The organism is Janthinobacterium goodfellowi (assembly GCF_051380695.1).
Classification (GTDB): Bacteria; Pseudomonadota; Gammaproteobacteria; order Burkholderiales; family Burkholderiaceae_D; genus Janthinobacterium.
Map to the genome: position 1 here is coordinate 131,072 of NZ_JBNYXN010000006.1, position 23,772 is coordinate 154,843.

General features: G+C 63.9%; 25 protein-coding genes. 9 read left to right on the forward strand and 16 right to left on the reverse strand.

Translation table 11 applies throughout. The features are described 5' to 3' along the window. Positions 1-99 precede the first annotated feature (99 nt). Positions 100-1,398, forward strand: coding sequence for an SGNH/GDSL hydrolase family protein (locus tag ACQ4WQ_RS21735; protein WP_436499930.1), 1,299 nt, complete (start codon positions 100-102; stop codon positions 1,396-1,398). Here ACQ4WQ_RS21735 and cysK read toward each other — a convergent pair. Together cysK and ACQ4WQ_RS21745 are read right to left on the reverse strand one after the other, a co-directional pair. Then, a complete protein-coding gene (cysK, locus tag ACQ4WQ_RS21740) occupies positions 1,359-2,291 on the reverse strand; it encodes a cysteine synthase A (RefSeq protein WP_230539053.1) in 933 nt (310 codons plus the stop codon). The genes ACQ4WQ_RS21735 and cysK overlap by 40 nt on opposite strands. 85 nt (positions 2,292-2,376) lie before the next feature. Then, positions 2,377-2,841 carry an FKBP-type peptidyl-prolyl cis-trans isomerase gene (locus tag ACQ4WQ_RS21745; RefSeq protein WP_034780576.1) on the reverse strand — a complete coding sequence of 155 codons (465 nt, stop codon included), beginning with the start codon at positions 2,839-2,841 and terminating at the stop codon, positions 2,377-2,379. A gap of 100 nt (positions 2,842-2,941) precedes the next feature. Between ACQ4WQ_RS21745 and thpR the strand changes: the two genes are divergently transcribed. Continuing rightward, positions 2,942-3,460, forward strand: a complete 519-nt coding sequence (gene thpR / locus ACQ4WQ_RS21750; protein ID WP_436499933.1) for an RNA 2',3'-cyclic phosphodiesterase — start codon at positions 2,942-2,944, stop codon at positions 3,458-3,460. Here the strand turns inward: thpR and ACQ4WQ_RS21755 are convergent. After that, positions 3,457-4,308, reverse strand: coding sequence for a tRNA threonylcarbamoyladenosine dehydratase (locus ACQ4WQ_RS21755; RefSeq protein WP_436499935.1), 852 nt, complete (start codon positions 4,306-4,308; stop codon positions 3,457-3,459). The genes thpR and ACQ4WQ_RS21755 overlap by 4 nt on opposite strands. A 113-nt stretch (positions 4,309-4,421) precedes the next feature. On the opposite strand from ACQ4WQ_RS21755, the gene pdxH reads away from it, so the two are divergent. Both pdxH and ACQ4WQ_RS21765 read left to right on the forward strand, forming a co-directional pair. Then, the gene (pdxH, locus tag ACQ4WQ_RS21760) at positions 4,422-5,627 is read left to right on the forward strand and encodes a pyridoxamine 5'-phosphate oxidase (protein WP_436499937.1); all 1,206 of its coding nucleotides are present in this window, start codon (positions 4,422-4,424) and stop codon (positions 5,625-5,627) included. 126 nt (positions 5,628-5,753) lie between these two features. Then, positions 5,754-6,989 carry a class I SAM-dependent methyltransferase gene (locus ACQ4WQ_RS21765; RefSeq protein WP_436499939.1) on the forward strand — a complete coding sequence of 412 codons (1,236 nt, stop codon included), beginning with the start codon at positions 5,754-5,756 and terminating at the stop codon, positions 6,987-6,989. Between the two features lie 22 nt (positions 6,990-7,011). Here the strand turns inward: ACQ4WQ_RS21765 and msrA are convergent, their stop codons facing one another. After that, entirely contained in the window at positions 7,012-7,545 is a 534-nt protein-coding gene (gene msrA, locus ACQ4WQ_RS21770) for a peptide-methionine (S)-S-oxide reductase MsrA (protein WP_326458724.1), read from the reverse strand. A 177-nt stretch (positions 7,546-7,722) separates the two neighbouring features. On the opposite strand from msrA, the gene ACQ4WQ_RS21775 reads away from it, so the two are divergent. After that, positions 7,723-8,229 carry a flavin reductase family protein gene (locus tag ACQ4WQ_RS21775; protein WP_326458725.1) on the forward strand — a complete coding sequence of 169 codons (507 nt, stop codon included), beginning with the start codon at positions 7,723-7,725 and terminating at the stop codon, positions 8,227-8,229. A 39-nt stretch (positions 8,230-8,268) separates the two neighbouring features. On the opposite strand, the gene ACQ4WQ_RS21780 is transcribed toward ACQ4WQ_RS21775, so the two are convergent. From ACQ4WQ_RS21780 to ACQ4WQ_RS21830, 11 genes are all read right to left on the reverse strand, one after another. After that, on the reverse strand, positions 8,269-8,955 hold the full coding sequence (locus ACQ4WQ_RS21780) for an OmpW/AlkL family protein (protein ID WP_326458726.1): 687 nt from the start codon (positions 8,953-8,955) through the stop codon (positions 8,269-8,271). 98 nt (positions 8,956-9,053) lie between these two features. Beyond that, the gene (locus tag ACQ4WQ_RS21785; RefSeq protein WP_436499942.1) at positions 9,054-10,445 is read right to left on the reverse strand and encodes an SGNH/GDSL hydrolase family protein; all 1,392 of its coding nucleotides are present in this window, start codon (positions 10,443-10,445) and stop codon (positions 9,054-9,056) included. A 240-nt stretch (positions 10,446-10,685) separates the two neighbouring features. Further along, positions 10,686-11,708 carry an L-threonylcarbamoyladenylate synthase gene (locus ACQ4WQ_RS21790; protein WP_326458728.1) on the reverse strand — a complete coding sequence of 341 codons (1,023 nt, stop codon included), beginning with the start codon at positions 11,706-11,708 and terminating at the stop codon, positions 10,686-10,688. Next, positions 11,705-12,901 carry a 5-(carboxyamino)imidazole ribonucleotide synthase gene (locus ACQ4WQ_RS21795; protein ID WP_436499944.1) on the reverse strand — a complete coding sequence of 399 codons (1,197 nt, stop codon included), beginning with the start codon at positions 12,899-12,901 and terminating at the stop codon, positions 11,705-11,707. Before ACQ4WQ_RS21795 ends, ACQ4WQ_RS21790 begins: the two co-directional genes overlap by 4 nt. Positions 12,902-12,916: 15 nt before the next feature. Further along, entirely contained in the window at positions 12,917-13,414 is a 498-nt protein-coding gene (gene purE / locus ACQ4WQ_RS21800) for a 5-(carboxyamino)imidazole ribonucleotide mutase (protein WP_436499946.1), read from the reverse strand. Position 13,415: 1 nt separating this feature from the next. Next, complete coding sequence (locus ACQ4WQ_RS21805; protein ID WP_436499948.1) at positions 13,416-14,309, reverse strand: phosphoribosylaminoimidazolesuccinocarboxamide synthase; 894 nt, start codon at positions 14,307-14,309, stop codon at positions 13,416-13,418. A 106-nt stretch (positions 14,310-14,415) separates the two neighbouring features. Continuing rightward, complete coding sequence (gene fba / locus ACQ4WQ_RS21810) at positions 14,416-15,480, reverse strand: class II fructose-bisphosphate aldolase (RefSeq protein WP_092711814.1); 1,065 nt, start codon at positions 15,478-15,480, stop codon at positions 14,416-14,418. Between the two features lie 78 nt (positions 15,481-15,558). Then, positions 15,559-17,007: a pyruvate kinase gene (gene pyk / locus ACQ4WQ_RS21815; protein WP_289946342.1), complete on the reverse strand. Its 1,449-nt coding sequence runs from the start codon at positions 17,005-17,007 to the stop codon at positions 15,559-15,561. A gap of 110 nt (positions 17,008-17,117) precedes the next feature. Further along, positions 17,118-18,329: a phosphoglycerate kinase gene (locus ACQ4WQ_RS21820; RefSeq protein ID WP_326458732.1), complete on the reverse strand. Its 1,212-nt coding sequence runs from the start codon at positions 18,327-18,329 to the stop codon at positions 17,118-17,120. 77 nt (positions 18,330-18,406) lie between these two features. After that, positions 18,407-18,757, reverse strand: a complete 351-nt coding sequence (locus ACQ4WQ_RS21825) for an AzlD domain-containing protein (protein WP_436499951.1) — start codon at positions 18,755-18,757, stop codon at positions 18,407-18,409. Continuing rightward, positions 18,750-19,451, reverse strand: coding sequence for an AzlC family ABC transporter permease (locus ACQ4WQ_RS21830; protein WP_436500262.1), 702 nt, complete (start codon positions 19,449-19,451; stop codon positions 18,750-18,752). The genes ACQ4WQ_RS21825 and ACQ4WQ_RS21830 overlap by 8 nt, the downstream gene beginning before the upstream one ends. Positions 19,452-19,742: 291 nt before the next feature. Here ACQ4WQ_RS21830 and ACQ4WQ_RS21835 point away from each other — a divergent pair, with 291 nt between their 5' ends. From ACQ4WQ_RS21835 to ACQ4WQ_RS21850, 4 genes are read left to right on the forward strand one after another with little or no spacing between them, the layout of a single operon-like run. Further along, positions 19,743-19,937 (forward strand): zinc-finger domain-containing protein, encoded by a 195-nt coding sequence (locus tag ACQ4WQ_RS21835; protein WP_034746106.1) that lies wholly within the window; start codon positions 19,743-19,745, stop codon positions 19,935-19,937. Positions 19,938-19,995: 58 nt separating this feature from the next. Further along, positions 19,996-20,421 (forward strand): YybH family protein, encoded by a 426-nt coding sequence (locus tag ACQ4WQ_RS21840; protein WP_326458735.1) that lies wholly within the window; start codon positions 19,996-19,998, stop codon positions 20,419-20,421. Then, on the forward strand, positions 20,421-21,458 hold the full coding sequence (locus ACQ4WQ_RS21845) for a YheT family hydrolase (RefSeq protein ID WP_436499953.1): 1,038 nt from the start codon (positions 20,421-20,423) through the stop codon (positions 21,456-21,458). The genes ACQ4WQ_RS21840 and ACQ4WQ_RS21845 overlap by 1 nt, the downstream gene beginning before the upstream one ends. Further along, positions 21,451-22,041 carry a DUF2946 family protein gene (locus tag ACQ4WQ_RS21850; protein WP_436499955.1) on the forward strand — a complete coding sequence of 197 codons (591 nt, stop codon included), beginning with the start codon at positions 21,451-21,453 and terminating at the stop codon, positions 22,039-22,041. Before ACQ4WQ_RS21845 ends, ACQ4WQ_RS21850 begins: the two co-directional genes overlap by 8 nt. Positions 22,042-22,044: 3 nt before the next feature. Here ACQ4WQ_RS21850 and ACQ4WQ_RS21855 read toward each other — a convergent pair whose 3' ends face one another. After that, positions 22,045-23,634, reverse strand: coding sequence for a M48 family metallopeptidase (locus ACQ4WQ_RS21855; RefSeq protein ID WP_436499957.1), 1,590 nt, complete (start codon positions 23,632-23,634; stop codon positions 22,045-22,047). Positions 23,635-23,772 lie beyond the last annotated feature (138 nt).

A 23,772-nucleotide genomic window follows, 5' to 3' on the forward strand; every position in this document is an offset into this window, starting at 1 on the left:
TGTGAATTCAACTCATAAATGTTCTTCGATGGGATAGTCTAGTACACAAATGGCTTTGCTTTCATCATGCGCACATTCCCCTTGATAAAGCGAGCCGCCATGCAACGATATTCCCTCCTCCCCGCCGCCCTGCTGAGCCTGGCATTCAGCACCAGCCCTGCCCAGGCCGCCAACGCCGAACCTGCCCACGGCTGGCTGGCCAGCTGGACAGCCAGCCCGCAAGCCGTGTGGGGCAGCGACTTTGTGCTTCCCGCCAACGTGCCCGCCGTGCTGCACGGGCAAACCGTGCGCCAGGTGGCGCGCATCAGCGTGGGCGGCCCGCGCGTGCGCATCGTGCTGTCGAATGCGTATGGCAAGGCACCGCTACGCATCGGCGCGGCCACCGTGGCGCTGACCGCTTCCGCTTCGGCCATCGAAGCGGGCAGCCTGCGCACGCTGACGTTTGCCGGCCAGCCCTCGGCCACCATGGCGCCGGGTTCGCCGCTCGTCAGCGACCCCGTCGCGCTGTCCGTGCCAGACCTGGCGCGGCTGACGGTGAGCGTGCACCTGCCGCAGCCCAGCGCGACTGCCACGTTTCACTGGGATGGCCGCGAGACGGCGTGGATTGCCCCGCAGGACCAGACGCGCGCCATCCGCATCGATGACGCGCCCGGCGTGCAGACCACCACGGCGCGCCTCTTGCTCAGTGCCATCGAGGTGGAGGCGGCGCCGGCGGCGCAAGCCGTGGCCATCCTTGGCGACTCGATCACCGATGGCGCCAGCGCCAGCCTGGGGATCGATGCACGCTGGCCCGATTTCCTGGCCAGGCGCCTCGCGCCGCAGGGCGTGGCCGTGATCAATGCGGGCATTTCCGGTGGACGGCTGTTGTCCGACGGCATGGGAGAGAACGCCCTGGCCCGCTTCGAGCGCGACGTGCTGGCGCAGCCCGGCGTGCGCACGGTCATCGTGTTGTTGGGGATCAATGACATCAGCTGGCCCGGCACGGCGTTTGCGCCACAGCAACAGCGTCCCACCTTGGAAGAATTAAGCAGCGGCTACGCGCAGCTGGTGGCCCAGGCGCGCAGTCGCGGCGTGCGCGTTATCGGCGCCACTGTGACGCCGTTCGAAGGCGCCCTGCCCGGCACGCCCCTGAGCGACTATTATCAGCCGGAAAAAGATGCACTGCGCCAGCAATTGAATGCGTGGATACGCGACAGCGGCCTGTTTGACGCCGTGCTCGACTTCGACGCCTGGGCGCGCGACCCCGCCCATCCGCTGCGCCTGCTACCCGCCTACGACTCGGGCGACCACCTGCACCCGGGCGACGCGGGCAACCGGGCGCTGGCGGAAGGGATAGACCTGCCGCTGCTGTTGAACGATCAGTCGCCCAGGCCCGCGTACAAGGCCGTGCTCAAGTAGCGTTCGCCGAACGACGGGATGATGGTGACGATGGTCTTGCCCGCGTTTTCCGGACGGCGCGCCACTTGCAGGGCGGCCCACAGGGCGGCGCCCGACGAGATGCCGACCAACAAGCCTTCATCGCTGGCGGCCAGGCGCGCCGTGGCGAAGGCGTCGTCGTTCTTGACGCAAATGATTTCGTCGTAGATGGCCGTGTTGAGGATTTGCGGCACGAAACCGGCGCCGATGCCCTGGATCGGGTGCGGTCCCTTGGTGCCTTTCGACAGCATCGGCGACGCTTCCGGTTCCACGGCGATCACTTGCAGGCCGGGCTTGCGCTCCTTCAACACTTCACCGATGCCGGTAATCGTGCCGCCCGTGCCCACGCCGGCGACGACGATGTCGACTTGCCCATCCGTATCGCGCCAGATTTCCTCGGCCGTCGTGGCGCGGTGGATGGCGGGATTGGCGGGATTATTAAATTGCTGCAGCATCAAATAGCGCGGGTCGGCCGCCACCAGTTCCTCGGCCTTGCGAATGGCGCCCAGCATGCCTTCGCTGCCGGGCGTGAGCACCAGCTCGGCGCCGTAGGCGCGCAGCAGGATGCGCCGTTCGCGGCTCATGGTATCGGGCATGACGAGGGTGCAGCGGTAGCCGCGCGCGGCGCAGACCATGGCCAGCGCAATGCCCGTGTTGCCGCTGGTGGGCTCGACGATGACGGTATCGGGATGGATCTTGCCTGCGGCTTCCGCGGCGACGATCATGGACAGGCCGATGCGGTCCTTGACACTGTGCGCGGGATTGTAGAATTCGAGTTTGGCCAGGATGGTGGCCACACTGCCGGCGGCGATGCGGTTGATGCGCACCAGGGGGGTGTTGCCGATCAGTTCAGTGACGTCGTTGGCGATGTTCATGGGAGTCTCCACAGCAATTACAGAAGAATCCAGTCTACCGCGTTTTGGCGGCGGCGCGAGCATGCGCCGCCGCCAAAGTGAACAATTACTTAACGTCCAGCAATTCCACGTCGAAGATCAGTGCCGAGTTCGGCGGAATGTCGCCATTGCCGGCGCCGCGCGGGCCGTAGGCCAGTTCGCCTGGAATGATCAGGGTGCGCTTGCCGCCCACTTTCATGCCAGCCACGCCCTGGTCCCAGCCCTTGATGACCATGCCCTTGCCCAGCGGGAAATCGAACGGGCCACGGCCCACGGAGCTGTCGAACTTCTTGCCGCGCGAATCTTTCGCCAGGGGACGGTACAGCCAGCCCGTGTAGTGCACGGTGACGTTGCTGCCGGCGGACGCTTCCTTGCCCGTGCCGACCTTGTTGTCGATCAGAATCAATTTATCGGCGACAGGGCCAGGGCTCAGCGAGACGGCGGAGGCGGGAACAGGCGCTGGCGCCTGTGCCTGCGCCAGCGACGCGGCGACGGAGCAGATCAGGGCAAACAAAACGGAGCTACGCGTCATGATGTATTCTTTCATTGAGTGTCGGTGAGATCCCTGCAAGCGCCAGTGAGCGCGGCAGGGAACGCCAATGATAGCAAACCGCCGCAACGATAGGAAAAACTTGTCGCCCGATACACACGCTCCCCGCCTGTTTTACGCGCTGTGGCCCGACGCGGCCACGCGTGCGGCCCTGGCCGCCTGGCAGGCGCGCCTGCAAGGCAAGCCCGTGCGCGTGGAAAAACTGCACCTGACCCTGGCCTTCCTGGGCCAGCACCCGGCCAGCGACCTGCCGGCCCTGCTGGCTATCCTGGAACAATTACCGGCACGTCCCATGCCCTTGCTGTTCGATCACGTCAGCCACTTCACGCAGCTGGCGCTGGCCTGGGCCGCCCTGGCGCAGCCGTCGCCGGCCCTGCTGGACTTGCGCGCGGCCTGCATGCACAGCCTGGCGAAGCAGGGGCTGGCGCCCCGCTTCGAGCACGACCGTTTTACGCCGCACGTGACCCTGGCGCGCCAGGCGCCGCCGCCAGCCATCGAGCACTTCGCGCCGATCGCCTGGCAGGCGGACGAACTGGTGCTGGTGGAATCGCTGAAAAGCAGCGGCGACTATCGCATCGTGGCGCGCCGCAAACTGGCTTAGGCGGCGTCCGCCACTGGCACTGCGGCCAGTTTGTCCTGGCGCAAGCTTTTCAGCGCATGGGCAGCCGCCACCATGCCGAAGCTGGCCGTCACCACCACGCTGGAACCGAAGCCGGCGCAATTCAAGCCCGTCACGCCGGCGGGCGTGCTGCCATCGATGGCGCACGCTTCCGCGCTCTCTGGCGTGCTCAACGGCTCCATGGAAAACACGGCATCGACGTTGAATTTGTTTTTCACGCCACGGGGGAAACCATATTCGGTGCGCAACAGTTTGCGCACGCGCTTGAGCAGCGGTTCCTGCTCCGTTTTCGACAAATCGCGCACGGCGATCAGGGTCGGGTCCGTCTGCCCGCCCGCGCTGCCGATGGTCAGCATGGGCAAATTGCGCGCGCGGCAATACGCGATCACGGCTGCCTTCGCCTTGGCATTGTCGATGGCATCGACCAGGTAGTCGAAATCGCGCCCGCCCAGCAGCTGTTCGAGGTTATCGGGGGTAATGAAATCCTCGATCTGCGTGACCTGGCAAAACGGGTTGATCAGTTCGATGCGTTCGGCCAGGGCCGTGATCTTGGCCTTGCCGATGGTGTCGCTCATGGCCTGGATCTGGCGGTTGATGTTCGATTCGGCAACATTGTCGAGGTCGATCAGGGTCAGGCGGCCGACGGCGCTGCGCGCCAGCGCTTCGACGATCCAGGAACCGACGCCGCCCACGCCGATCACACACACGTGAGCCGCGCGAAAACGTTCCAGCGCGGGGGCGCCGTACAGGCGGGCTATGCCGCCGAAACGCCGTTCAAAATCGATCTCGGTCAAGTCCATGGAAATTAGTTCATTGGTGGAGGTATGCATGGCGCCATTTTAACGGACACTGCGCTGGCGGATATTCTAAAATAGCCGAATTGACACAGCGACAAGCGCCGTTTGTCGCCGCGCCCCCACACCGTTCACCACGAGAACTCGCCATGACCGCTCCCCTGTTCGACTCCGTTCCCGGCTTTGACCAGCCCATCGCCGTGCTCAAGCATTGCCACGACAAGATCCGCAAGCAACTGACGACCCTGCAAAACCTGCTGGCCCACTTGGTGCAGCACGGCAACACGGCGGACGCGCAGCAGGCGGCCAAGGCAGTGTTGCAATATTTCAATAAAGCCGCCCATCTGCACCATGACGATGAAGAGCAAGACCTGATGCCCATGCTGCAGGCGACGGCCACGGGCGACGATGCGGCCCTGCTGGCGACCCTGGTGCCGGAAATCCTGGCCGACCACCAGCGCATGGACCAGGCCTGGCTGAGCCTGCGTCCGGAACTGGATGCCATCGCCGCCGGCACGGGCACGCAGCTGTCCGCCCATGGCGTGCGCGACTATGTCGCCGCCTACCAGGCCCACATGAGCAAGGAAGAGGGCCAGCTGGCGCCGATGGCCAAGCGCCTGTTCAGCGCGCAGCAGGTGGAGCAGCTGGGCACGGCCATGCAGCGCCGCCGCGGCATCGCGCCCGAAGCACCCGCCGCCGCCCAGCCGGACGCGGCCGCCGCGCTGGCGGCCATGCGCACCGATTACGTGCAGTCGAGCCTGAGCGAGACCGATGTGCTGGCCGATCCCATCGCCCAGTTCCAGAAATGGTTTGCCGAAGCCGTCAAGGCCCAGGTGCTGGAGCCGAACGCCATGAGCTTGTCCACCGTCACTTCCGAGGGCAAGCCCAGCTCGCGCATCGTGCTGATCAAGCAGTTCGACGAGCGTGGCTTTACCTGGTACACGAATTATCAGAGCGACAAGGGCCAGCAGCTCGAACGCAACCCGCACGCCGCCCTGCTGTTCTTCTGGGGCGAGCTGGAGCGGCAAGTGCGCATCGAGGGCACGGTGGTGAAAACCACGGCCGCCGAGAGCGATGAATATTTCAATGTGCGTCCCGTGCAAAGCCGTTTGTCGGCGATTGCCTCGCAGCAAAGCGCGCCCATCGCCGACCGTGCCGCGCTGGAACGCAATTACGAGGCCGTGGCCGCCGCCGTCGGCGATGCGCAGCCGCCGCGCCCGGCCCACTGGGGCGGCTACCGCTTGCAGCCGGAGCGCATCGAATTCTGGCAGGGACGCCGTTCGCGCTTCCATGACCGCATCGTGTTTACGCGCGGTGCGGACGGGCAATGGAGCATGCAACGCTTGCAGCCTTGAGGGCGCAGTCAAGGCGGCGCAAAGCAAGCTGGTCAATATAGGTGTAGGCTATGAGGGTCGAAGTTACTAAATGACATTGTTTCTCAATTTGCGGGCGCAACGGCGGCCGCTTCATTGGAGGCCATTTTGTTTGTACAAAACCAACTCAAGTCCTGGATCGCCAGCATCCGCAGCAAGACCGCCTTGCCGCTCCGTATAGAATTGTGGAATGGCCAGCATGTCGACCTGTCCAGCGAAGCGCCTAGAGTCACCATCCGCCTGCCGACCGTCGCCTCGGCCCGCTATCTGCTGAACCCGTCGCTGGCCAACCTGGGTTCGGCCTATGTGGAAGGCAATATCGAAGTCAAGGGCACGGCCCAGGACATGATTTCCATCTGCAATGCCCTGGCCCGCAACACCTTGAAACCGGAAGGCAAGCTGGCCCGCATCGTGCGCAGCTTTACGCACGACAAGAGCAAGGATGCCGAGGCCATCCGCTACCACTACGATGTGTCGAATGCCTTCTACGAGCAATTCCTCGACCCCGCCTTGGTGTATTCTTGCGCCTATTTCGAACACGGCGATGAAACGCTGGCGCAGGCGCAAGTCAAGAAGATCGACCATATCCTGAAGAAAATCCAGCTGCAGCCGGGCCAGACCCTGCTCGACATCGGCTGCGGCTGGGGCGCGCTCGTCATGCGTGCCGCCCAACAATATGGCGCCCGCTGCGTGGGCGTGACCCTGTCGGAAAACCAGTACGCGCTGGCGCGCGAGCGCGTGGCGGCGGCCGGCCTGGCGCACCTGATCGACATCCGCCTGCAAGACTACCGCGACGTCACGGGCCAGTTCGACCGCATCACCAGCGTGGGCATGTTCGAGCACGTGGGCCTCAAGCATTTGCCCGAGTATTTCGGCATCATCAACAAGCTGCTGGCGCCGGACGGCATGGCGATGAACCACGGCATCACCTCGACCGACCCGGAGAATGGCGAAACGCCGTATGGGGGCGGGGAATTCATCGAGAAATATGTGTTTCCGCACGGCGAACTGGCGCACATCGGCAATGTACTCAAGACCATGCAGCAAGGGGGGCTGGAAGTGCTGGACGTGGAGAATCTGCGGCGCCACTATGCGCGCACCTGCGCGCTGTGGACGGAAAATTTCGAAGCCAACGCCGAGCAGATCCGTCCGCTGGCGGGCGAGCGGCGCTTCCGCATCTGGCACGTCTACCTGGCCGGCTGCGCCTATGCCTTCGAGCAAGATTTGATCAGCCTGTACCAGATCGTCTGCGTGAAGGCGGGCCGACGCTCTTCCGTCCTGCCCTGGTCGCGCAATTACATGTATGCGCAGGACGCCAGGCCGGCGCCCGTGCTGGCGACCTGATCCTGATGCGCGCGCGGGGCGCTTACTTCAGGCGCCCCGCGTACATGGCGCGGAATTTCTCCACCTTGGGCACGACGACGAGGGCGCAATAGCCCTGCAAGGGGTGCCGCTCGACGTAATTCTGGTGGTAATCCTCGGCCGGATAAAAGACCGATGCCGGTTCTAGCTGCGTGACGATCGGCGCATCCCACACGCCGGCCATCTCGGCGAGCACCTTGCGCGCCACGGTTTCCTGTTCGGCCGACTGGTAATAGATAACGGAGCGAAATTGCGTGCCGACATCGTTGCCCTGCCGGTTCAAGGTGGTGGGGTCGTGCAGCGTGAAAAAGATTTCCAGCAAGTCGTGATAGCTGATGACGGCGGGATCGAATTCCAGGCGCACCACTTCCGCGTGGCCCGTGTCGCCCGTGCACACCTGTTCATAGTTGGGGTTGGGCACGCTGCCGCCCGTGTAGCCGGACTCGACGCGCGTCACGCCGCGCACTTCCCCGTACACGGCGGCCAGGCACCAGAAACAGCCGCCGCCCAGTACCGCCACTTCCATCTGTTGATTCATGATGCCCTCCCGCAACGCCTGTGCGACGTATCATTTGATGACTGTAACGCAAAGCGCCATGGCCTGCAGCGCCGCTTGAAACGGCGCGTGGTGCACCGCACATAAGGGGCATGCCGGCCACGATTGCGCTGGCACTGCCGATTTTTGGCATAATGTCAGCAAATAGACAGGTCACCCATGAACACACGCTCTCCCCGCGCGCCAGCGCAAGAATTCGATACGACACATTTCCGCCAGGCATTGTCGCAGTTTGCCACCGGCGTGACGGTCATTACGACGCGCCTGGCCGACGGCAGTTTCCGCGGCTTGACGGCCAGTTCCTTCAATTCCGTCTCGCTGTCGCCGCCCCTGGTGCTGTGGAGCCTCGGTTCCGTGGCGAACAGCATGCCCATCTTCAGCGGCAACTCGCATTACGTCATCAATGTGCTGGGCGCCGAGCAGGCGGAACTGGCGCAGCGCTTCGCGCGCCGTACGCCGAATCCCTTCGACGACGTCGAATATGAGCTGTCGCGCACGGGCCAGCCCATCCTGAAAGGCGCCTCGGCCTGGTTCGAATGCCACAACCGCAGCCGCTATCCCGAAGGCGACCACGTCATTTTCGTGGGCGAAGTAGAACAATGCGCGTTTACCGCACAGCCGCCCTTGATCTTCCACAATGGAAAGTTCAATACACCGCCAGCCTGAGCGTGACAAAAAAAAATCCGCCGAGGCGGATTTTTTGTTTTACAGGGTAAATTTATACCCGATGCTGACACTCACGGCGAGCGGGTCGAGCTTGATATCCTGCGTCTGCCCCGTCGAGAATTTCGCCTTGGTCTTCAGGAAGGTCTTGACCACGGCCACGTCGGCAAACCAGCGCTCGTTGAAGGACAGGGTGCTGCCGACCACCAGGCTGCCTGCCAGCTTGTTGTCCAAGCGGTAGGTGACCGGCGATCCACCCGGATCCAGCAAGGCCGTCATCTGGCCCGAGCCTTTTTCTTTCTGGAAATAGGCATACGTCAAGCCCGCGCCCACGTACGGACGGATCATCGCATTGGGCTGGAAGAAACGGTACTGGATGAAGGCCGTCGGCGGCAAGGCTTCCGCCGTCCCCAGCTTGCCCGTGCCCTTGATGGCGCCATCGCCGATCAAGTCATGCTTGTACGGCACACCCAGGATCATTTCAGCGGAAATATTGTCCGTGATCATGTAGCCAAAGGTCAGGATGGGTTTGGTATCGGCCTTGACGTCGGCTTTCGTGCCCGGCAGCGCCGGCGCGGAAATATCGCCACTGTCCACGTGCGGCGTGATCTTGTTGACGCCGACCTTGGCCATCCAGGTGCCCGCGCTTTGCGCCGAAGCGCCCGTCGCCATGGCCATCGCGGCGGCGGCGGCCAGCACGCGTACAGCGGTATTCAAACGATTTTTCATCTTGTCTCCTGATCATTATGTGCGGATAGCCGGGCTATCCAGTCTTGTCGCAGCCAGCGCCAGCCACGTCCCGGGGACGCAGCCGGCGCGGCGATTCCTTACAGCCAGCCCCGCACGACCATGTCCTTGGCCACATAACGGGCCAGCAACAGGTTGTTGAACGGCGTAGGATGCACATCGTCGGCATACGCGTAGTGGCTGACGTCGCCCGCTTTCAGGTTCGCGCCGGTGCAGACCAGCGAGCTGCCCAGGATATTGCCCGGCGCGCTCAAGTCGCACGCCGTCTCGCTGACATTGGTCAAGCCATACGGACCTGGGTTGACGCCCTGATCATGGCTGACGGCAAACACGTCGACCAGCAAGACTTTCGCATTGCCGCTCAGGCCGCCGCTCAGTTCGCCATTGAAGGCGCTGACCATGGCATTGATGAGGGCCTTGGTATTGGCATCCTTGCTCAAGCCCGATGGCGTACCGGCCACGTCGGGCAGATTGTTGACCACCACATAGTTGGCGCCCTTGGCGATGATCTGGTCCTTGACCAGCGCCACCAGTTCGGTGCCAGCTTGTTTCATGGAGGCAACCAGCAACGGTCCCTGGGCCGCAGCGTAATCGGCACCGGCCTTGGCGCCGGCGGCGTTGCCCGTCACCGTCGCATCGGCTTGCGCCTTGGCGACCAGCGGACCATACACGGCAGGCGAAGCGACGGTCGTGTTGCCGGCAATCACGGCCGCTTGCACGGCGGCGCCGACGATGGTCGCCGACGTGGCGCCAGGCGCCGCGCTGGCTGCCTGGATGGCGGCACCGATGGAGCCGGCGGCCGTGGCGGGATTGGTGGCACCGGCGGCCAGGGCCATGGTCAGGTTGGTGGCGAATGCCTTGGCGCCCGCATCGGCACCCGCCTTCGTGCCGGCGGCCGTCGCACCGGCTTGCAGTGCGCCCAGCTGATACAGCACGTCGTTACCGCCAGCCATGACGAAGACGGCTTCCGTGCCGCTGAACTTGCCGCCGGAAACGGCCAGGTGGTTCGCGACCTGCGTCACCACGGGCACGGTCAGGGCGCCCAGCGCGCTACCGGTGGCCTTGTTGTTCGGACCGATCGGATTGGTGACGCGCGAACCGCCCATGGCGTAGCCGTAGCAGCCGGTATGCTTGACGCGCGGCACGGAAAGGCCTTGCGCGGCATTGCCTTCCAGGCCAGTCTCGGCGGCGCATGGCGCGGCCAGGCCGAATTGCGCGGCCAGATGTTCGGTCCAGTTCTTGCCCGTCAGTTCAGGATTGATCTTGGTATTGTCGCCATTGATGGTGAACTTGCCGCCACCTTTCGCCGCCACCGTGCCCACGGCATACGAGCCGACATCGGACAGGCTGTCGCCGAACGACACCTGCGCCGTGTATTTGACTTTCAAAGTTTGATCACCGCCACTGGCGCCGCCGCAACCTGCCAGGACAGCCGCAGCCAGCACGGCCAGCGCGAATTTTGTTTGATGCATTTTGTCTCCTCGGTCTTTTTTCTGGTTTCTAAACGAACGGGCGTGCTATTCGCTACCCAACTAATATGCCATCGTTCCTCAGGCTTGTATAGAAAATATGTTTTAAAAATCAACAGAATAACAACACCGCCGGCGCCCCTGTCATGACCGGGCGATCCACTGAATTATGGAGGAATTAGTATGTTTCGTGGCAAGCATCTCTATTGCGCTGCATCAAGAAAAAGCCCCTTGCGGGGCTTTTTATGATGCGGATAGAAACTGCTGCAAGATACCACTTGAGCCGAACGCGGCACGCCGCAAACGGTCATTGACGCCCAGCCACGCGGGGCCGGTGGGCGGAGCTTCGACGAGGATCAGCTCGGCGCCGACCTGGTCCATCGTGCGCAGCGAGGCATACAGCGCATGCGCGTAGTTTTCCGGGCTGGCCGCCAGGCGCACGCTGGCGCTGGCCGGCGGCAGATCCGAGTAGTGGATCAGGGCCACGCGGCGTCCGTCGTTGAGCAGGCGGTTCAAGGTGGCGCGCACGTCGTCGCTGTGCTGCATCGCAACAGGCGTATGTGGCGCGTAGTGCGATTCCAGGGTGCCCGAGGCGCGTGGCGCGGCCGCGTCCGCCACAGCCGGTGCGCGGCCAATGACGGCGGCGATCTGCTCGCTGCTGATATGGCCGGGACGCAAGAGTACGGGACCGTGCGTGGCCAGGCGCGACAGGTCGACGATGGTCGACTCGATGCCCACGTCGCTCTGCCCGCCGTCGAGTACCAGGCCCAGCAAGCCGCTGCCGAGTTCCGCCGCGAATTCATCGCGCACATGCTGCGCCGTGGTGGGGCTGACATTGCCGAACTTGTTTGCCGACGGCGCCGCCAAGCCACCGTTGCCGCCCTTGAACGTGCGTAGCAATTCGATAGCCACCGGATGCGACGGGCAGCGCAAACCCACCGTATCCTGGCCGCCGGAAACGGCATCGGGAATATGCGCGGCGCGCTTGACGATCAGGGTCAGCGGACCGGGCCAGAAGGCGGCCACCAGTTGCTCCGCCTCGACTGGAATATCATCGGACCAGTGCGCCAGGTCGGCGCCGGGCGCCACGTGCACGATCACGGGGTGGTCCGAGGGACGGCCCTTGGCTTCATAGATGCGCGCCACGGCGGCCGGGTTTTCCGCATCGGCGCCCAGGCCATACACCGTTTCCGTGGGGAAAGCGACGAGACCGCCCGCTTCCAGCACGGCGGCCGCCGCCGCCAGATCGTGTGCGGGCACGCTCACGGCGCGATTCCCAGGATCAGGCAAGCGTCGCGCAGGCGCTGTTGCGCCTCTTGCAAAGTAGCGGCGATGAGGGTCAGGTGACCCATCTTGCGGCCACGGCGCGGATCGTCCTTGCCATACAGGTGCAAACACGCGCCCGGCAGTGCCAGGATACGGTCCCAGGCTGGTTCGCTGGCGACATCGCTGCCGTCGGCAAACCAGGCATCGCCGAGGATGTTGAGCATCACGGCCGGCGAATGCTGGCGCACCTCGCCCAGCGGCAAACGCGCCATGGCCCGCACCTGCTGCGCGAACTGGCTGGTGACGCAGGCATCCATCGTGTAGTGGCCGCTGTTATGCGGACGGGGCGCCATTTCATTGACCACCAGGCTGCCATCTTCCAGCACGAAAAATTCGATGCACAGCACGCCGACATAGCCGAGCTCGGCAACCATGGCCTGCGCCGCCCGCTGCGCCCTGGCGGCGCAGTCGTCCGACACGTTCGGGCCCGGCACCGTGGTGGTAAACAAGACGCCGTCGCGGTGCACGTTTTCGGCGATCGGATACACGACCGATGCACCGTCCACGCCGCGCGCCGTCAGCACGGACACTTCATACGCCAGCGGCAGCATCTTTTCCAACAGGCAAGTTACTTCGCCCATTTCCGCGAAGGCGGCGCGCACCTCGTCGCGCGTGCGCACGCGGAACTGGCCCTTGCCGTCATAGCCCATGCGCACGGTTTTCAAGATGCCTGGCAGCAAGTCGTCGGCGATGCCGTCGATGTCCTGCTGCGTGGCAATCACCATGTGCGGCGCCGGCAGCACGCCGGATTTCGCGGCACAAGCGACAAAGAAACGTTTTTCCGCGATGCGGTCTTGCGCCACCGACACGCCGTGGGCGTTGGGCGCCACGAACACGCGTTCGGCCAGGCGCGACAGGCTGTCGGCCGGCACGTTCTCGAATTCCGTGGTGACGGCCAGGCATTGCGCGGCCAGGGCGTCGAGGCCGGCCGCATCGCTGTAGCCGGCATTGACCAGGCGCTGCGCCACCTGCCCCGCAGGGCAGGCATCGGACGGTTCCAGCACAGCCACCTGGTAGCCCATGCTCTGGGCGGCCTGGGCAAACATGCGGCCGAGCTGGCCGCCGCCCATCACGCCCAGCCACGCCGGTGGGTTGGCGGCGGGCAGCAATGGGGAAGTCGATTTACTATTCATTATTTTTCAAACACATTATTCAGGCAAGACCATGGCCTTGGCGGCGGCCGTTTGCGTCACGCGGAAGGCTTCCAGGCGGTCGGCCAGGGCGTCGTCGTTGGCGGCAAGCATCGCCACGGCCGTCAGCGCCGCATTCGCCGCGCCCGCTTCACCGATGGCGAAGGTGGCCACGGGCACGCCCTTGGGCATTTGCAGGATGGACAGCATGGAATCTTCGCCGCGCAGGTATTTCGACGGCACAGGCACGCCCAGCACGGGAACGATGGTCATCGCCGCCACCATGCCAGGCAGGTGGGCGGCACCGCCGGCGCCGGCGATGATGGCGCGCAAGCCGCGCGCGCGCGCGCTTTTCGCATACGCATACATCTCATCGGGCATGCGGTGCGCGGATATGACTTGCGCTTCGTATGGGACGCCAAACTGTTTCAGCATTGCAACAGCGTTCTGCATCACGTCCCAGTCCGAGGACGAGCCCATGATGACGCCGACCAGCGGCTTATTCTGCTCACTCATCTCAGGCCTTCAGCTTCTCGCCCGTCAGGCGTTCGATGGCTTCGAAATACTTGGCCTGGGTTTTTTCGATGACGTCGGCAGGCAGCGCGGGCGCCGGTGCGGTTTTGCCCCAGGTCAGTGTTTCCAGGTAGTCGCGCACGAATTGCTTGTCGAACGATGGCGGCGAAATGCCAGGCTGATAGGAATCGGCAGGCCAGAAACGCGAGGAGTCGGCCGTCAGCACTTCATCCATCAGATGCATGACGCCGTTGTCGTCGAGGCCGAATTCGAACTTGGTGTCGGCGATGATGATGCCGCGCGTGGCCGCGTACTCGGCGGCCGTCTTGTACAGGGCAATGGCGACGTCGCGCATCTTGGCGGCCAGGTCGGCGCCGATGCGCTCTTCCATTTCAGCAAAGCTGATGTTTTCGTCATGCTCGCCCAGCTCGGCCTTGGCCGCCGGGGTGAAGATCGGTTCCGGCAGCTTTTCCGCCTGTTGCAGGCCGGCCGGCAGCTTGATGCCGCAGATGCTGCCCGTGTCCAGGTAATCTTTCCAGCCCGAACCGATGATGTAGCCGCGCACGACTGCCTCGACCATGATCGGTTTCAAGCGCTTGGCCACGACGGCGCGGCCCTTGACTTGCTCCACTTCCTCGGGCGCCACCACGGATTCCGGCGCCACGCCGGTCAGGTGGTTCGGCACGATATGGCCCAGTTTCTCGAACCAGAAGTCGCTCATCTGGTTGAGGACCTTGCCCTTGCCGGGGATAGGCTCGTTCATGACGACATCGAAGGCCGACAGGCGGTCCGTGGTGACGATCAGGATCTTGTCGTCGCCAACGGCGTAATTGTCGCGGACCTTGCCGTGGCCCAGCAATGGCAGGGAGTGGATGGAAGTCTGATAGAGGCTGTTCATAGCGGGGGAATAGTTGGATGAAACGAAACCGGCAGGCAGGGAAGGCGCCCGCCGGTCGAGAAAATCGGGCACGGAGCATTGCTTCCGGCCCGTTCCAGACAGAATTTTACTTCACAATTTGCGCCAGCTCGCCGGCCTTGTAACGCTCGGCCATTTTTTCCAGTGGCATGGCCTTGATTTTCGACGCCTGGCCTTCGCAGCCGAATGCCTGCATGCGGGCGCGCACGATTTGCTCTGCAGCAAGACGGGCTGGCTTCAGGTAGTCGCGCGGGTCGAATTTCGACGGGTTTTCAAACAGGTATTTGCGGATCGCGGCCGTCATCGCCAGGCGGATGTCGGTGTCGATGTTGATCTTGCGCACGCCGTGACGGATGCCTTCCTGGATTTCTTCCACTGGCACGCCGTAGGTTTCCTTCATGTCGCCGCCGAATTCGCGGATGATGGCCAGCAATTCCTGCGGCACCGACGAGGAACCGTGCATCACCAGATGGGTGTTCGGGATGCGTGCGTGGATTTCCTTGATGCGGTCGATGGCCAGGATGTCGCCCGTCGGCTTGCGCGTGAATTTGTAGGCGCCGTGCGAGGTGCCGATGGCGATCGCCAGGGCATCGCACTGGGTGCGCTGCACGAAGTCGGCCGCTTGCGCCACGTCCGTCAGCAGTTGCTCGCGCGTCATGGTGCCGTCGGCGCCGTGGCCGTCTTCCTTGTCGCCCTTCATGGTTTCCAGCGAACCGAGCACGCCCAGTTCCGCTTCCACCGTCACGCCGATGGCGTGCGAGAATTTCACCACTTCACGCGACACTTCCACGTTGTATTCGTAGGAGGCGACCGACTTGCCATCCGCTTCCAGCGAACCGTCCATCATCACGGAAGTAAAACCCGAGCGGATGGCGGCCATGCAGACGGCCGGCGACTGGCCGTGATCCTGGTGCATGACGACGGGAATGTGCGGATACGCTTCGACGGCGGCGTCGATCAGGTGGCGCAGGAACGCTTCACCGGCGTACTTGCGGGCGCCAGCGGACGCCTGCATGATCACCGGCGAGTTCAAGGCATCGGCGGCGGCCATGATGGCCTGCACTTGTTCCAGGTTATTGACGTTGAAAGCAGGAATGCCATAACCGTTTTCGGCGGCATGGTCCAACAATTGACGCATGGATACGAGAGACATGGTAATACTCCAGATAACAATAGAAACCGTTGCGGCGCTTCGCGGTCGATGACCGCGCCGGCGCCTGAATTCTTACGTTTAGTCGAATTCGCCTACTTTGACAATTTTCAAGGCATTCGTACCGCCCACCTGGCCCATCGGCTCGCCCCAGGTGACGACGATCATGTCACCCTTTTTGACGATACCCTGCGCCACCAGCAGCTCTTCCGCCTGCTTCAGCACTTGCGCGCTGGGGGCGTTCTGCATCAGATGATACGCCCGAACATTGCGGTACAGCGCGGCTTTGCGCAAAGTCGTCACGCTGGGCGTGAGCGCGTAAATCGGCGTGTCGATACTGTGGCGGCTCATCCACAAGGCGGTGGAACCGGATTCCGTCAGCGCCACGATGGCTTTGACGCGCAAATGGTGGGCCGTAAACAGGGCGCCATACGCGATCGACTGATCGATGCGGGTAAACGTGACGTTGAGGAAATCGGCATCGAGCTTGTTGTATTCGGACTGTTCCGCTTCGACGCAGATGGCAGCCATCATTTCCACCGTCTCGATCGGGTATTTGCCCGAGGCCGTCTCGGCCGACGTCATGACGGCATCCGTGCCGTCCAACACGGCATTGGCCACGTCGGACACTTCGGCGCGCGTCGGCACGGCGTTGACGATCATCGATTCCATCATCTGCGTGGCCGTGATCGCCAGCTTGTTCGACGCGCGCGCCATCTTGATCATGCGCTTCTGCAGGGCCGGCACGGCCGCGTTGCCGACTTCCACGGCCAGATCGCCGCGCGCCACCATGATGCCGTCGGAGGCGTCGAGGATTTCCTGCAGCGCGGGAATGGCTTCCGCCCGTTCGATCTTGGCGATCATCATCGGCTTGTGGTGGTACGGTTCGCCGGCGATATTGGCCAGCTGGCGCGCCATTTCCATGTCGGTCGCGCATTTCGGGAAGGAAATAGCCAGATAATCGGCCTGGAAACTCATGGCCGTCTTGATATCTTCCATATCCTTGGCCGTCAGCGCGGGCGCGGACAGGCCGCCGCCCTGGCGGTTGATGCCCTTGTTGTTCGACAGCTCCCCGCCGATCTTGACGGTGGTGTGGATTTCACTGCCGTGGATGCGCTCGACGATCAGCACGATGAGGCCGTCGTTCAGCAGCAGCACGTCGCCCTTGTGCAGGTCGCGCGGCAAGGCCTTGTAGTCGAGGCCGACCCGTTCCTGGTTGCCCAGTTCGCCGTTTTCTCCCCACTTGGCGTCGAGGATGAAGCGCTCGCCCGCTTCGAGCTGGATGCGGGTGTTTTCAAACTTGCCGACGCGAATCTTCGGCCCTTGCATATCGGCCATGATGGCCACTTCGCGGCCGCATTCGGCCGCCGCCAGGCGCACCAGCGCCGCGCGGTCGATATGGTCCTGCGCCTTGCCGTGGGAAAAATTCAAGCGCACCACGTCGACGCCCGCACGTATCATTTTGACCAGGATATCGAAGTCGGTGGAGGCGGGGCCGATTGTTGCTACGATTTTTGTACCACGTGGCATAGGAATCCTTGTGCGCGAGCGAAGGTGAGCAAGGCCGGTTTGAGACAGCAGCCGGCAAGGTAAAAGCGCAGCGGTCAGGCTGCGCTTGGTGGCACTACAGTCAGGCTGGATCAGCCAGCACGTTGCATGAGAATTTCCACTGCAGGCAAAGTCTTGCCTTCCAGGAACTCCAGGAAAGCGCCGCCGCCCGTCGAGATATAGCTGATTTTATCGGTAATGTCGTATTTGGCAATCGCCGCCAGGGTGTCGCCACCGCCGGCGATCGAGAATGCTTTCGACTCGGCAATGGCCAGGGCCAGGGTCTTGGTGCCGTTGCCGAACTGGTCGAACTCGAACACGCCAACGGGGCCGTTCCACACGATGGTGCCGGCGGCGGCGATCTGCTGCGCCAGCAGGGCGGCCGTTTTCGGGCCGATATCGAGGATCATGTCATCGTCCGCCACGTCGGCCACGTCCTTGACGGTGGCGGCGGCTGTCGGCGAAAACTCCTTGGCGCACACGACATCGACGGGAATCGGCACTTGCGCGCCGCGCTTGGCCATGATGTCGATGATGGCACGGGCTTCGTCGACGAGTTCCGCTTCCACCAGCGACTTGCCGACGTTCAAGCCGACGGCTTTCATGAAGGTGTTGGCGATGCCACCGCCGACGATCAGGTTATCGACCTTGTCGGACAGGGCTTTCAAAATGGTCAGCTTGCTCGATACTTTCGAACCAGCAACAATGGCCAGCAATGGACGGGCTGGCGCGTGCAAGGCTTTGCCCAGTGCATCGAGTTCGGCGGCCAGCAGTGGGCCGGCGCAGGCGACAGGGGCGAACTTGGCGATGCCGTGCGTGGATGCTTCCGCGCGGTGGGCCGTGCCGAACGCGTCATTGACGTAGATATCGCACAATTTCGCCATTTTTTGCGCCAGCTCATCGCTGTTTTTCTTTTCGCCCTTGTTGACGCGCACGTTTTCCAGCAAGACCACCTGGCCGGCGGCCAGGTTTTCCAGGCCGGCGCCATCGACCCAGTTTTGTTTCAGTGCAACTTCCTGGCCCAGCAGCTCGGACAGGCGGGCCGCCACGGGCGCCAGGCTGTCGGCCGGCTTGAACTCGCCTTCCGTCGGACGGCCCAGGTGCGACGTCACCATGACGGCGGCGCCAGCGTCGAGGGCGGCGCGGATGGCCGGCACCGAAGCGCGGATGCGCGTATCTTCGGTGATCTTGCCACTGTCATCTTGCGGGACGTTCAGGTCGGCGCGGATAAACACGCGCTTGCCTTGCAGTGCATTTTGGGCGATCAAATCTTGCAGACGGATGAAGTTGAGAACAGCTGACATGGCGATCCAGATGACGAGTGGAAGGAAGTGCGCTATTTTACCGCAATGACCAGACCAAATCGCCGATTTGTCCTGCTTTACTGAAAAACGTGCAACAGGCGCAAGCCCGTGAAAACCAGCATGCCAAACACGATGGTTTGCAGCATATTGCGGCGGATCACAAAAAAGAGCGTGGCGGCAACACCCGACAAGAGTTTCAAATTCGATAACCCCAAGTGGATTTGCTGCCCTTCCATCAGCATGTCGGGCGCGATGATGGCGGCCAGCGCGCAGGCCGGCGCATAGCGCAGCATCTCGCCCACGCGGCGCGGAATGGTGATGTGATGGCCGATCAGCCAGAAGGTGCTGCGCGTGGCGGCCGTGGCCACCACCAGCACGGCGATGGCGATCCACACGTCGCTCCTGCCCCAGGCTATACCGTCAAACATGGCGTTTTGTCCACTTTTCTGTCAATTCTTCCACGGCCATGGCGCTGACCATGCCCACCACGACGGCCACAAGCAAGCCCAGCTTATACGGCAAGCCATAGGCCAGCACGGCGACCGTGCCTGCCACCAGCACGCCGCACAGGGCGGCGCGGCTGAGGATCAGCGGTATCGTCACGCACAGGATCGCCAGGGTCCCGGCAAAACCCAGACCCCATTCGGCCGGCACGATGGCGCCCAGCACGATGCCGATGAAGGAACCGGTTTGCCAGGCCAGCCAGTTGGGGTAGATCAAGCCTTTCAGGAAAGGCAGCTTGGCCGGGTCCGGCGTTTCGTGCGGGTAGCGCTGCAGGAACAGGCCCACGGTGATGTCGCCGGCCACATAGCCGAGCGCAAAGCGCTGGCGCCACGGCAGATGGGCGAAATGCGGGGCCAGCAGCACGGAAAAGATGACAAAACGCAAATTGACGACGAGGGCCGTGGCGAAGATCACCCACACGGGCGCCTGCGCGGCCAGCAGGGGTAAAGAGGCGAGCTGGGCCGAGCCGGCAAAGACAAACAGGGTCATGGCTCCCGCCTGCGCCACGGTCAGGCCGCTTTTCACCATGGCCACGCCCACCACCATGCCCCAGGCGGCGATGCCCAGCAAGGTGGGCGCGCCCAGGTTCAGGCCGGCGCGCCAGGCATCTTTCAGCATGGCATCGTCGCTGGTGACCGGGACGGCGTTCACGCGGCGCTCCGGCAGGCGCACTGTGGTAACTGCACAACAATGGTGCGCGGAGGTCGGCTCCGCAACGGTGATACCGGCAAGGCAAATCCAGTCAGTGTGGCGCTGCAGCTGCCGAATTTGCGCGAAAACCCGCGCCGCAGCCGAAGATGATCAAGCCGCCATTTTAGCCATGATTTTTGCTGTCTGCCTGAATCCGTTAAAATCGTGGTTTTGGCAGCAGCCGACTTCCATCCATACAGCCTCACGGAGCATGACAAGATGACAAAAACCACCCAGCCAGCGGTCGAACTCGACAGTAAAGACTTGCCAGCCCACTGCCCTAACCCGGCCATGCCGCTGTGGTCGTCGCATCCGCGCGTGTTCCTGGAATTCAACAAGGACGGTGTCGCCAAGTGCCCGTACTGCGGCACGGCCTACACCCTGAAGGAAGGCGCCAGCGCCGGCCATCATTAAACTGCCCAGCGGCGCGCCTCCAGCGCGCCGTTTTTATGTGCACCAGCCCGGAGTCGTCATGAAACGTCTGAAAGAACTCAATGGCAGCGCCGCCGAAGTCGAAGCGGCGTTCTACGATGCCTTGCATCGCGCCGACCTCGAAGCGCTGATGGCGCTATGGGCCGACGATGAAGAGATCGTCTGCATCCACCCGGGCGGCGCGCGCCTGATCGGCCATGTCGCCATCCGCGCCTCGTGGGAAACCATCCTGGCGGGCGGCGGCCTGCACATCGTGCCCGCGCAGCTGCATGAAACGCACAACCTGATGAGTTCAGTACACACCGTCATCGAAGGCGTCACCAATGATGAAGGCGGTCCGGCGCATCTGCTGGCGACGAATGTGTACGTGAAAACGCCGCGCGGCTGGCGCATCGTCTTGCACCACGCCTCCATCGCCCCCGGTGGCGCGCCGGCCGACGCCACGGGAACGCAGATACTGCACTGATGTCTTTACCGCTTATTGACAACGCCCCCTACACCGCCCCGCTCTGGCTGCCTGGCGGCCACGCGCAGACGATTTATCCCGCCGTGTGCCTCGCCAAGCCGGCCGTGGCCTTCCGCCGCGAACGCTGGCAAGCGCCCGACGGCGACTTCGTCGACGTCGACCTGGTCGACGGCCAGCCGGGCCAGCCCTTCGTGCTGCTGTTCCACGGCCTGGAAGGCTCGTCGAACAGCCATTACGCGCGGGCCCTGATGGCCGAGGTGGCCGCGCGCGGCTGGTCGGGCGCCGTGCCGCATTTTCGCGGCTGCTCGGGCGAAGCGAACCTGGCGCCCCGCTTCTACCATTCGGGCGATGCGCAGGAAGTGGACTGGATCGTGCGGCGCCTGCGTCCGCGCGCGACAGGCAAGTTTTACGCGGCCGGCGTCTCGCTGGGCGGCAACGCCCTGCTGTGCTGGCTGGGCCAGTCGCAGCACCAGGCCGATTTCATCGATGCGGCCGCGGCCGTGTCGGCCCCGCTGGACCTGGCGCAAGGGGGCAAGGCCTTGTCTTCGGGAGCCAACCGGCTCTACACGCGCATGTTCCTGAACACCTTGAAACCCAAATGCCTGGCCAAGCTGGAACAGTTTCCCGGCCTGTTCGCGCGCGAGGCCATGCTGGCCGCGCGCGACTTGCACGCCTTCGACGATGTCGTCACGGCGCCCCTGCACGGCTACCGCGACGCCGACGATTACTGGCACCGCGCCAGCGCCAAGCACGTCTTGCAGGACATCACCGTGCCGACCCTGGTGCTGAATGCGCAGAACGACCCCTTCCTGCCCGGGCGCTTCCTGCCGCACAGCGCCGCGCCGACAGTCACGCTCGAGTATCCGCGCCACGGCGGCCACGTCGGCTTTGCGGCAGGCAAGTTGCCGGGCAGCACACGCTGGCTGCCGCAGCGCCTGATCCATTTTTTTGAAGGCGGCAACACGGCGCCATCGGCACCGCAAAGCTGTCACGCTGGCAGTTCGCAAACGCACACGGAAAACGCACCACATGGATGAACTCGTCAAACAGGCCCTGGCCAAATGGCCGAACGTGCCGCACTGCTACGGCTGGCTGGGCCTGGACGCGCGCGGCCACTGGCGCATGCGCGACCAGCAGGCGCAACAGCGACAACTGCCAGGCGACAAGATCGCCCACGAGGCCCTGCTGGGATTTATCAACCGCAATTACGGCCATGACGAACGCGGCTGCTGGTTCTTCCAGAACGGCCCGCAGCGCGTGTATGTAAATCTGGAAGCAACGCCCTACATCGCCCGCAGCGATCCGCGGCACGGTTTTGCCGTGCAGACAGGCGCGCCGCTGGCAGCCATCGATGCCGCCTGGCTGTGCGACAACGGCGCGCTGATCCTGCGCCAGGGCGACAGCGTGGCGCAGGTCGATGACCGCGACATGGCGCAGGTGCTGCCCGCGCTGCGCCTCGATGGCCAGCTGGCCAGCGACGAGGCCTTGCTGGCGTGGCTGGAAGAGCGCCGGGGCAAGCTGACCCTACTGCATGACGGCAAGGAGATCGCCGTGCAGCCGCTGCGCTACGATGCCGTACCGACAACCTTTGGCTTCCAGCGCGCGCCGCAAGCCGAATAAGGCTTATCCCTTCTGCTCCTTGATCTGCTCGCGGCGCTTTTCCTGCAATTCGCGCTCGCGCGCATCGATCACGGCCTGGTCATAAAAGGTCGCGTCCGTCGATTTGCGGGCGATCGTCAGCTGGTCCAGCGCGGCCATGGTGGCGCCCTGCAGCACGTAGGATTCGGCCAGCGCCATGTGCTGCAAGGTCCTCTTGCCCTGATCCGCATAGGCTTTCGCCAGTAAATCGTACAGTTCCGGCTCTTCCTTGTAGAGCTGCACCTGTTCGCGCAGGTACACGGTGGCCTGCTCCAGCTTGCCGGCAGCCATCAGCGCTTCCGCATACTGGTGAGCAATGCCGCGCGACAGGGGAAACTGCTGGCGCGCAGAGTCCGCCGCCTTCAAAGCCTGCTGCGCCACTTCCTTCTTTTGCGCCGGCATCAACAGCACTTCCAGCCCCATCGCCGCCAGCAGCGAGTTGGGCGCCTGGGTGCCACCCGAGGTGAACACATTCGGTCCGGCCGGCTGGTGCAGGGCCGCATTGGCCGCATCGAGTTCCTTTTGCGCCTCCGCCGGCTTGCCCTGCTTGACGGCGACAAAGGACAAGCCGTAATGGGCGGCCGTCACCTGGAAGCGGCTTTGCTGCTCCAGTTGCGTCTTGAAGACGGCCTGGGCATTCAGCAGGCCTTGCACGCTTTCATCCTGCAGCACGCGGGCGCGCGCCCGGGCCAGGTGAAAACTCAGGCTGTCCGCACGCTGCTTGTACGGCTGCTCGCGGATGCGCGCCTGGATGTCGGCGATGCGTTCCGTCGTCAGCGGGTGGGTCTGCAGATAGGCGGGCATCAGGTCGCTGTACGAGCGGCTGGCCGCCTGCATGCGGCCGAAGAAGGCCACCATGCCGGTGGTGTCGAAACCGGCTTCGCCCATGATCTGGAAACCGATGCGGTCCGCCTCGCGTTCGGCATCGCGGCCGAAATTGAGCTGGCGCTGGATGGCCAGGCCCTGGCCGGCGGCAAACACGCCCATGGCCACGTCGCCGCCTGCGCGCGAAGCGAGCGCCGCCAGCAGCATGGCCGCCAGCGGCATCAGGGCATCCTGGCGCTGCTGGCCCAGCATGCGCGCGATATGGCGCTGCGCCACGTGGCCGATCTCGTGCGACAGCACGGAAGCCAGTTCCGCCTCCGTTTGCGCCGCCAGCACCAGGGCCGAGTGCACGCCGATGAAGCCGCCCGGCAAGGCAAACGCGTTCAATTGGGGATCGCGCACGGCAAAGAAGAAATAGTCGTAATTCGTTTCGCCGCGCACGCTGGGGCGCGCCGCCACGAGGGCGTTGCCGAAGGTATTCAGGTATTCGAGCAAGGGCGCGTCGTCGAGATAGTCGCGGTCGCCGCGGATGCCGCGCATGATTTCCTCGCCGATCTTGCGCTCCATGGCCGGGGACAGGTCTTCGCGCGAGGTATCGCCCAGGTTCGGCAGGTTCGGCGCCGGCGGCACGGCCAGCGGCGTCCAGCCGCTGGCAGGCTTGGCCGCCGCGCCGGCGGCCGGCGCCGCTGGCGCGGACGTATAGGTTTGCGCCAGCGCAAACGGCGCCGCCAGCCACAATGCCGCCAGCATGAATGTGCGCAAAGAGCCGCGCAGCCATGCCGTGCCGGCGTTCTCAGGGACGATCGGAAGGGGAGTTTTTGAATTCACGGGTGCTATCATACCTTGTTAGCGGCGCCCATTCCCACGCGCCATGCCAGTGGCATGGCG

What these genes read in the sequence shown, in the direction of transcription:
- ACQ4WQ_RS21830 (WP_436500262.1), bottom strand. Translation starts at nt 19,451, where the DNA reads ATGCTGAAAGATGCCTGGCGCGCCGGCCTGAACCTGGGCGCGCCCACC.
- ACQ4WQ_RS21780 (WP_326458726.1), bottom strand. Translation starts at nt 8,955, where the DNA reads ATGAAAAATCGTTTGAATACCGCTGTACGCGTGCTGGCCGCCGCCGCC.
- ACQ4WQ_RS21745 (WP_034780576.1), bottom strand. Translation starts at nt 2,841, where the DNA reads ATGACGCGTAGCTCCGTTTTGTTTGCCCTGATCTGCTCCGTCGCCGCG.
- ACQ4WQ_RS21835 (WP_034746106.1), top strand. Translation starts at nt 19,743, where the DNA reads ATGACAAAAACCACCCAGCCAGCGGTCGAACTCGACAGTAAAGACTTG.
- msrA (WP_326458724.1), bottom strand. Translation starts at nt 7,545, where the DNA reads ATGAATCAACAGATGGAAGTGGCGGTACTGGGCGGCGGCTGTTTCTGG.
- purE (WP_436499946.1), bottom strand. Translation starts at nt 13,414, where the DNA reads ATGAGTGAGCAGAATAAGCCGCTGGTCGGCGTCATCATGGGCTCGTCC.
- ACQ4WQ_RS21820 (WP_326458732.1), bottom strand. Translation starts at nt 18,329, where the DNA reads ATGTCAGCTGTTCTCAACTTCATCCGTCTGCAAGATTTGATCGCCCAA.
- ACQ4WQ_RS21825 (WP_436499951.1), bottom strand. Translation starts at nt 18,757, where the DNA reads ATGTTTGACGGTATAGCCTGGGGCAGGAGCGACGTGTGGATCGCCATC.
- ACQ4WQ_RS21785 (WP_436499942.1), bottom strand. Translation starts at nt 10,445, where the DNA reads ATGCATCAAACAAAATTCGCGCTGGCCGTGCTGGCTGCGGCTGTCCTG.
- pyk (WP_289946342.1), bottom strand. Translation starts at nt 17,007, where the DNA reads ATGCCACGTGGTACAAAAATCGTAGCAACAATCGGCCCCGCCTCCACC.
- cysK (WP_230539053.1), bottom strand. Translation starts at nt 2,291, where the DNA reads ATGAACATCGCCAACGACGTCACTGAACTGATCGGCAACACCCCCCTG.
- ACQ4WQ_RS21850 (WP_436499955.1), top strand. Translation starts at nt 21,451, where the DNA reads ATGGATGAACTCGTCAAACAGGCCCTGGCCAAATGGCCGAACGTGCCG.
- ACQ4WQ_RS21735 (WP_436499930.1), top strand. Translation starts at nt 100, where the DNA reads ATGCAACGATATTCCCTCCTCCCCGCCGCCCTGCTGAGCCTGGCATTC.
- pdxH (WP_436499937.1), top strand. Translation starts at nt 4,422, where the DNA reads ATGACCGCTCCCCTGTTCGACTCCGTTCCCGGCTTTGACCAGCCCATC.
- ACQ4WQ_RS21795 (WP_436499944.1), bottom strand. Translation starts at nt 12,901, where the DNA reads ATGAATAGTAAATCGACTTCCCCATTGCTGCCCGCCGCCAACCCACCG.
- fba (WP_092711814.1), bottom strand. Translation starts at nt 15,480, where the DNA reads ATGTCTCTCGTATCCATGCGTCAATTGTTGGACCATGCCGCCGAAAAC.
- ACQ4WQ_RS21805 (WP_436499948.1), bottom strand. Translation starts at nt 14,309, where the DNA reads ATGAACAGCCTCTATCAGACTTCCATCCACTCCCTGCCATTGCTGGGC.
- ACQ4WQ_RS21755 (WP_436499935.1), bottom strand. Translation starts at nt 4,308, where the DNA reads ATGCATACCTCCACCAATGAACTAATTTCCATGGACTTGACCGAGATC.
- ACQ4WQ_RS21855 (WP_436499957.1), bottom strand. Translation starts at nt 23,634, where the DNA reads ATGCTGGCGGCATTGTGGCTGGCGGCGCCGTTTGCGCTGGCGCAAACC.
- ACQ4WQ_RS21845 (WP_436499953.1), top strand. Translation starts at nt 20,421, where the DNA reads ATGTCTTTACCGCTTATTGACAACGCCCCCTACACCGCCCCGCTCTGG.
- ACQ4WQ_RS21775 (WP_326458725.1), top strand. Translation starts at nt 7,723, where the DNA reads ATGAACACACGCTCTCCCCGCGCGCCAGCGCAAGAATTCGATACGACA.
- ACQ4WQ_RS21840 (WP_326458735.1), top strand. Translation starts at nt 19,996, where the DNA reads ATGAAACGTCTGAAAGAACTCAATGGCAGCGCCGCCGAAGTCGAAGCG.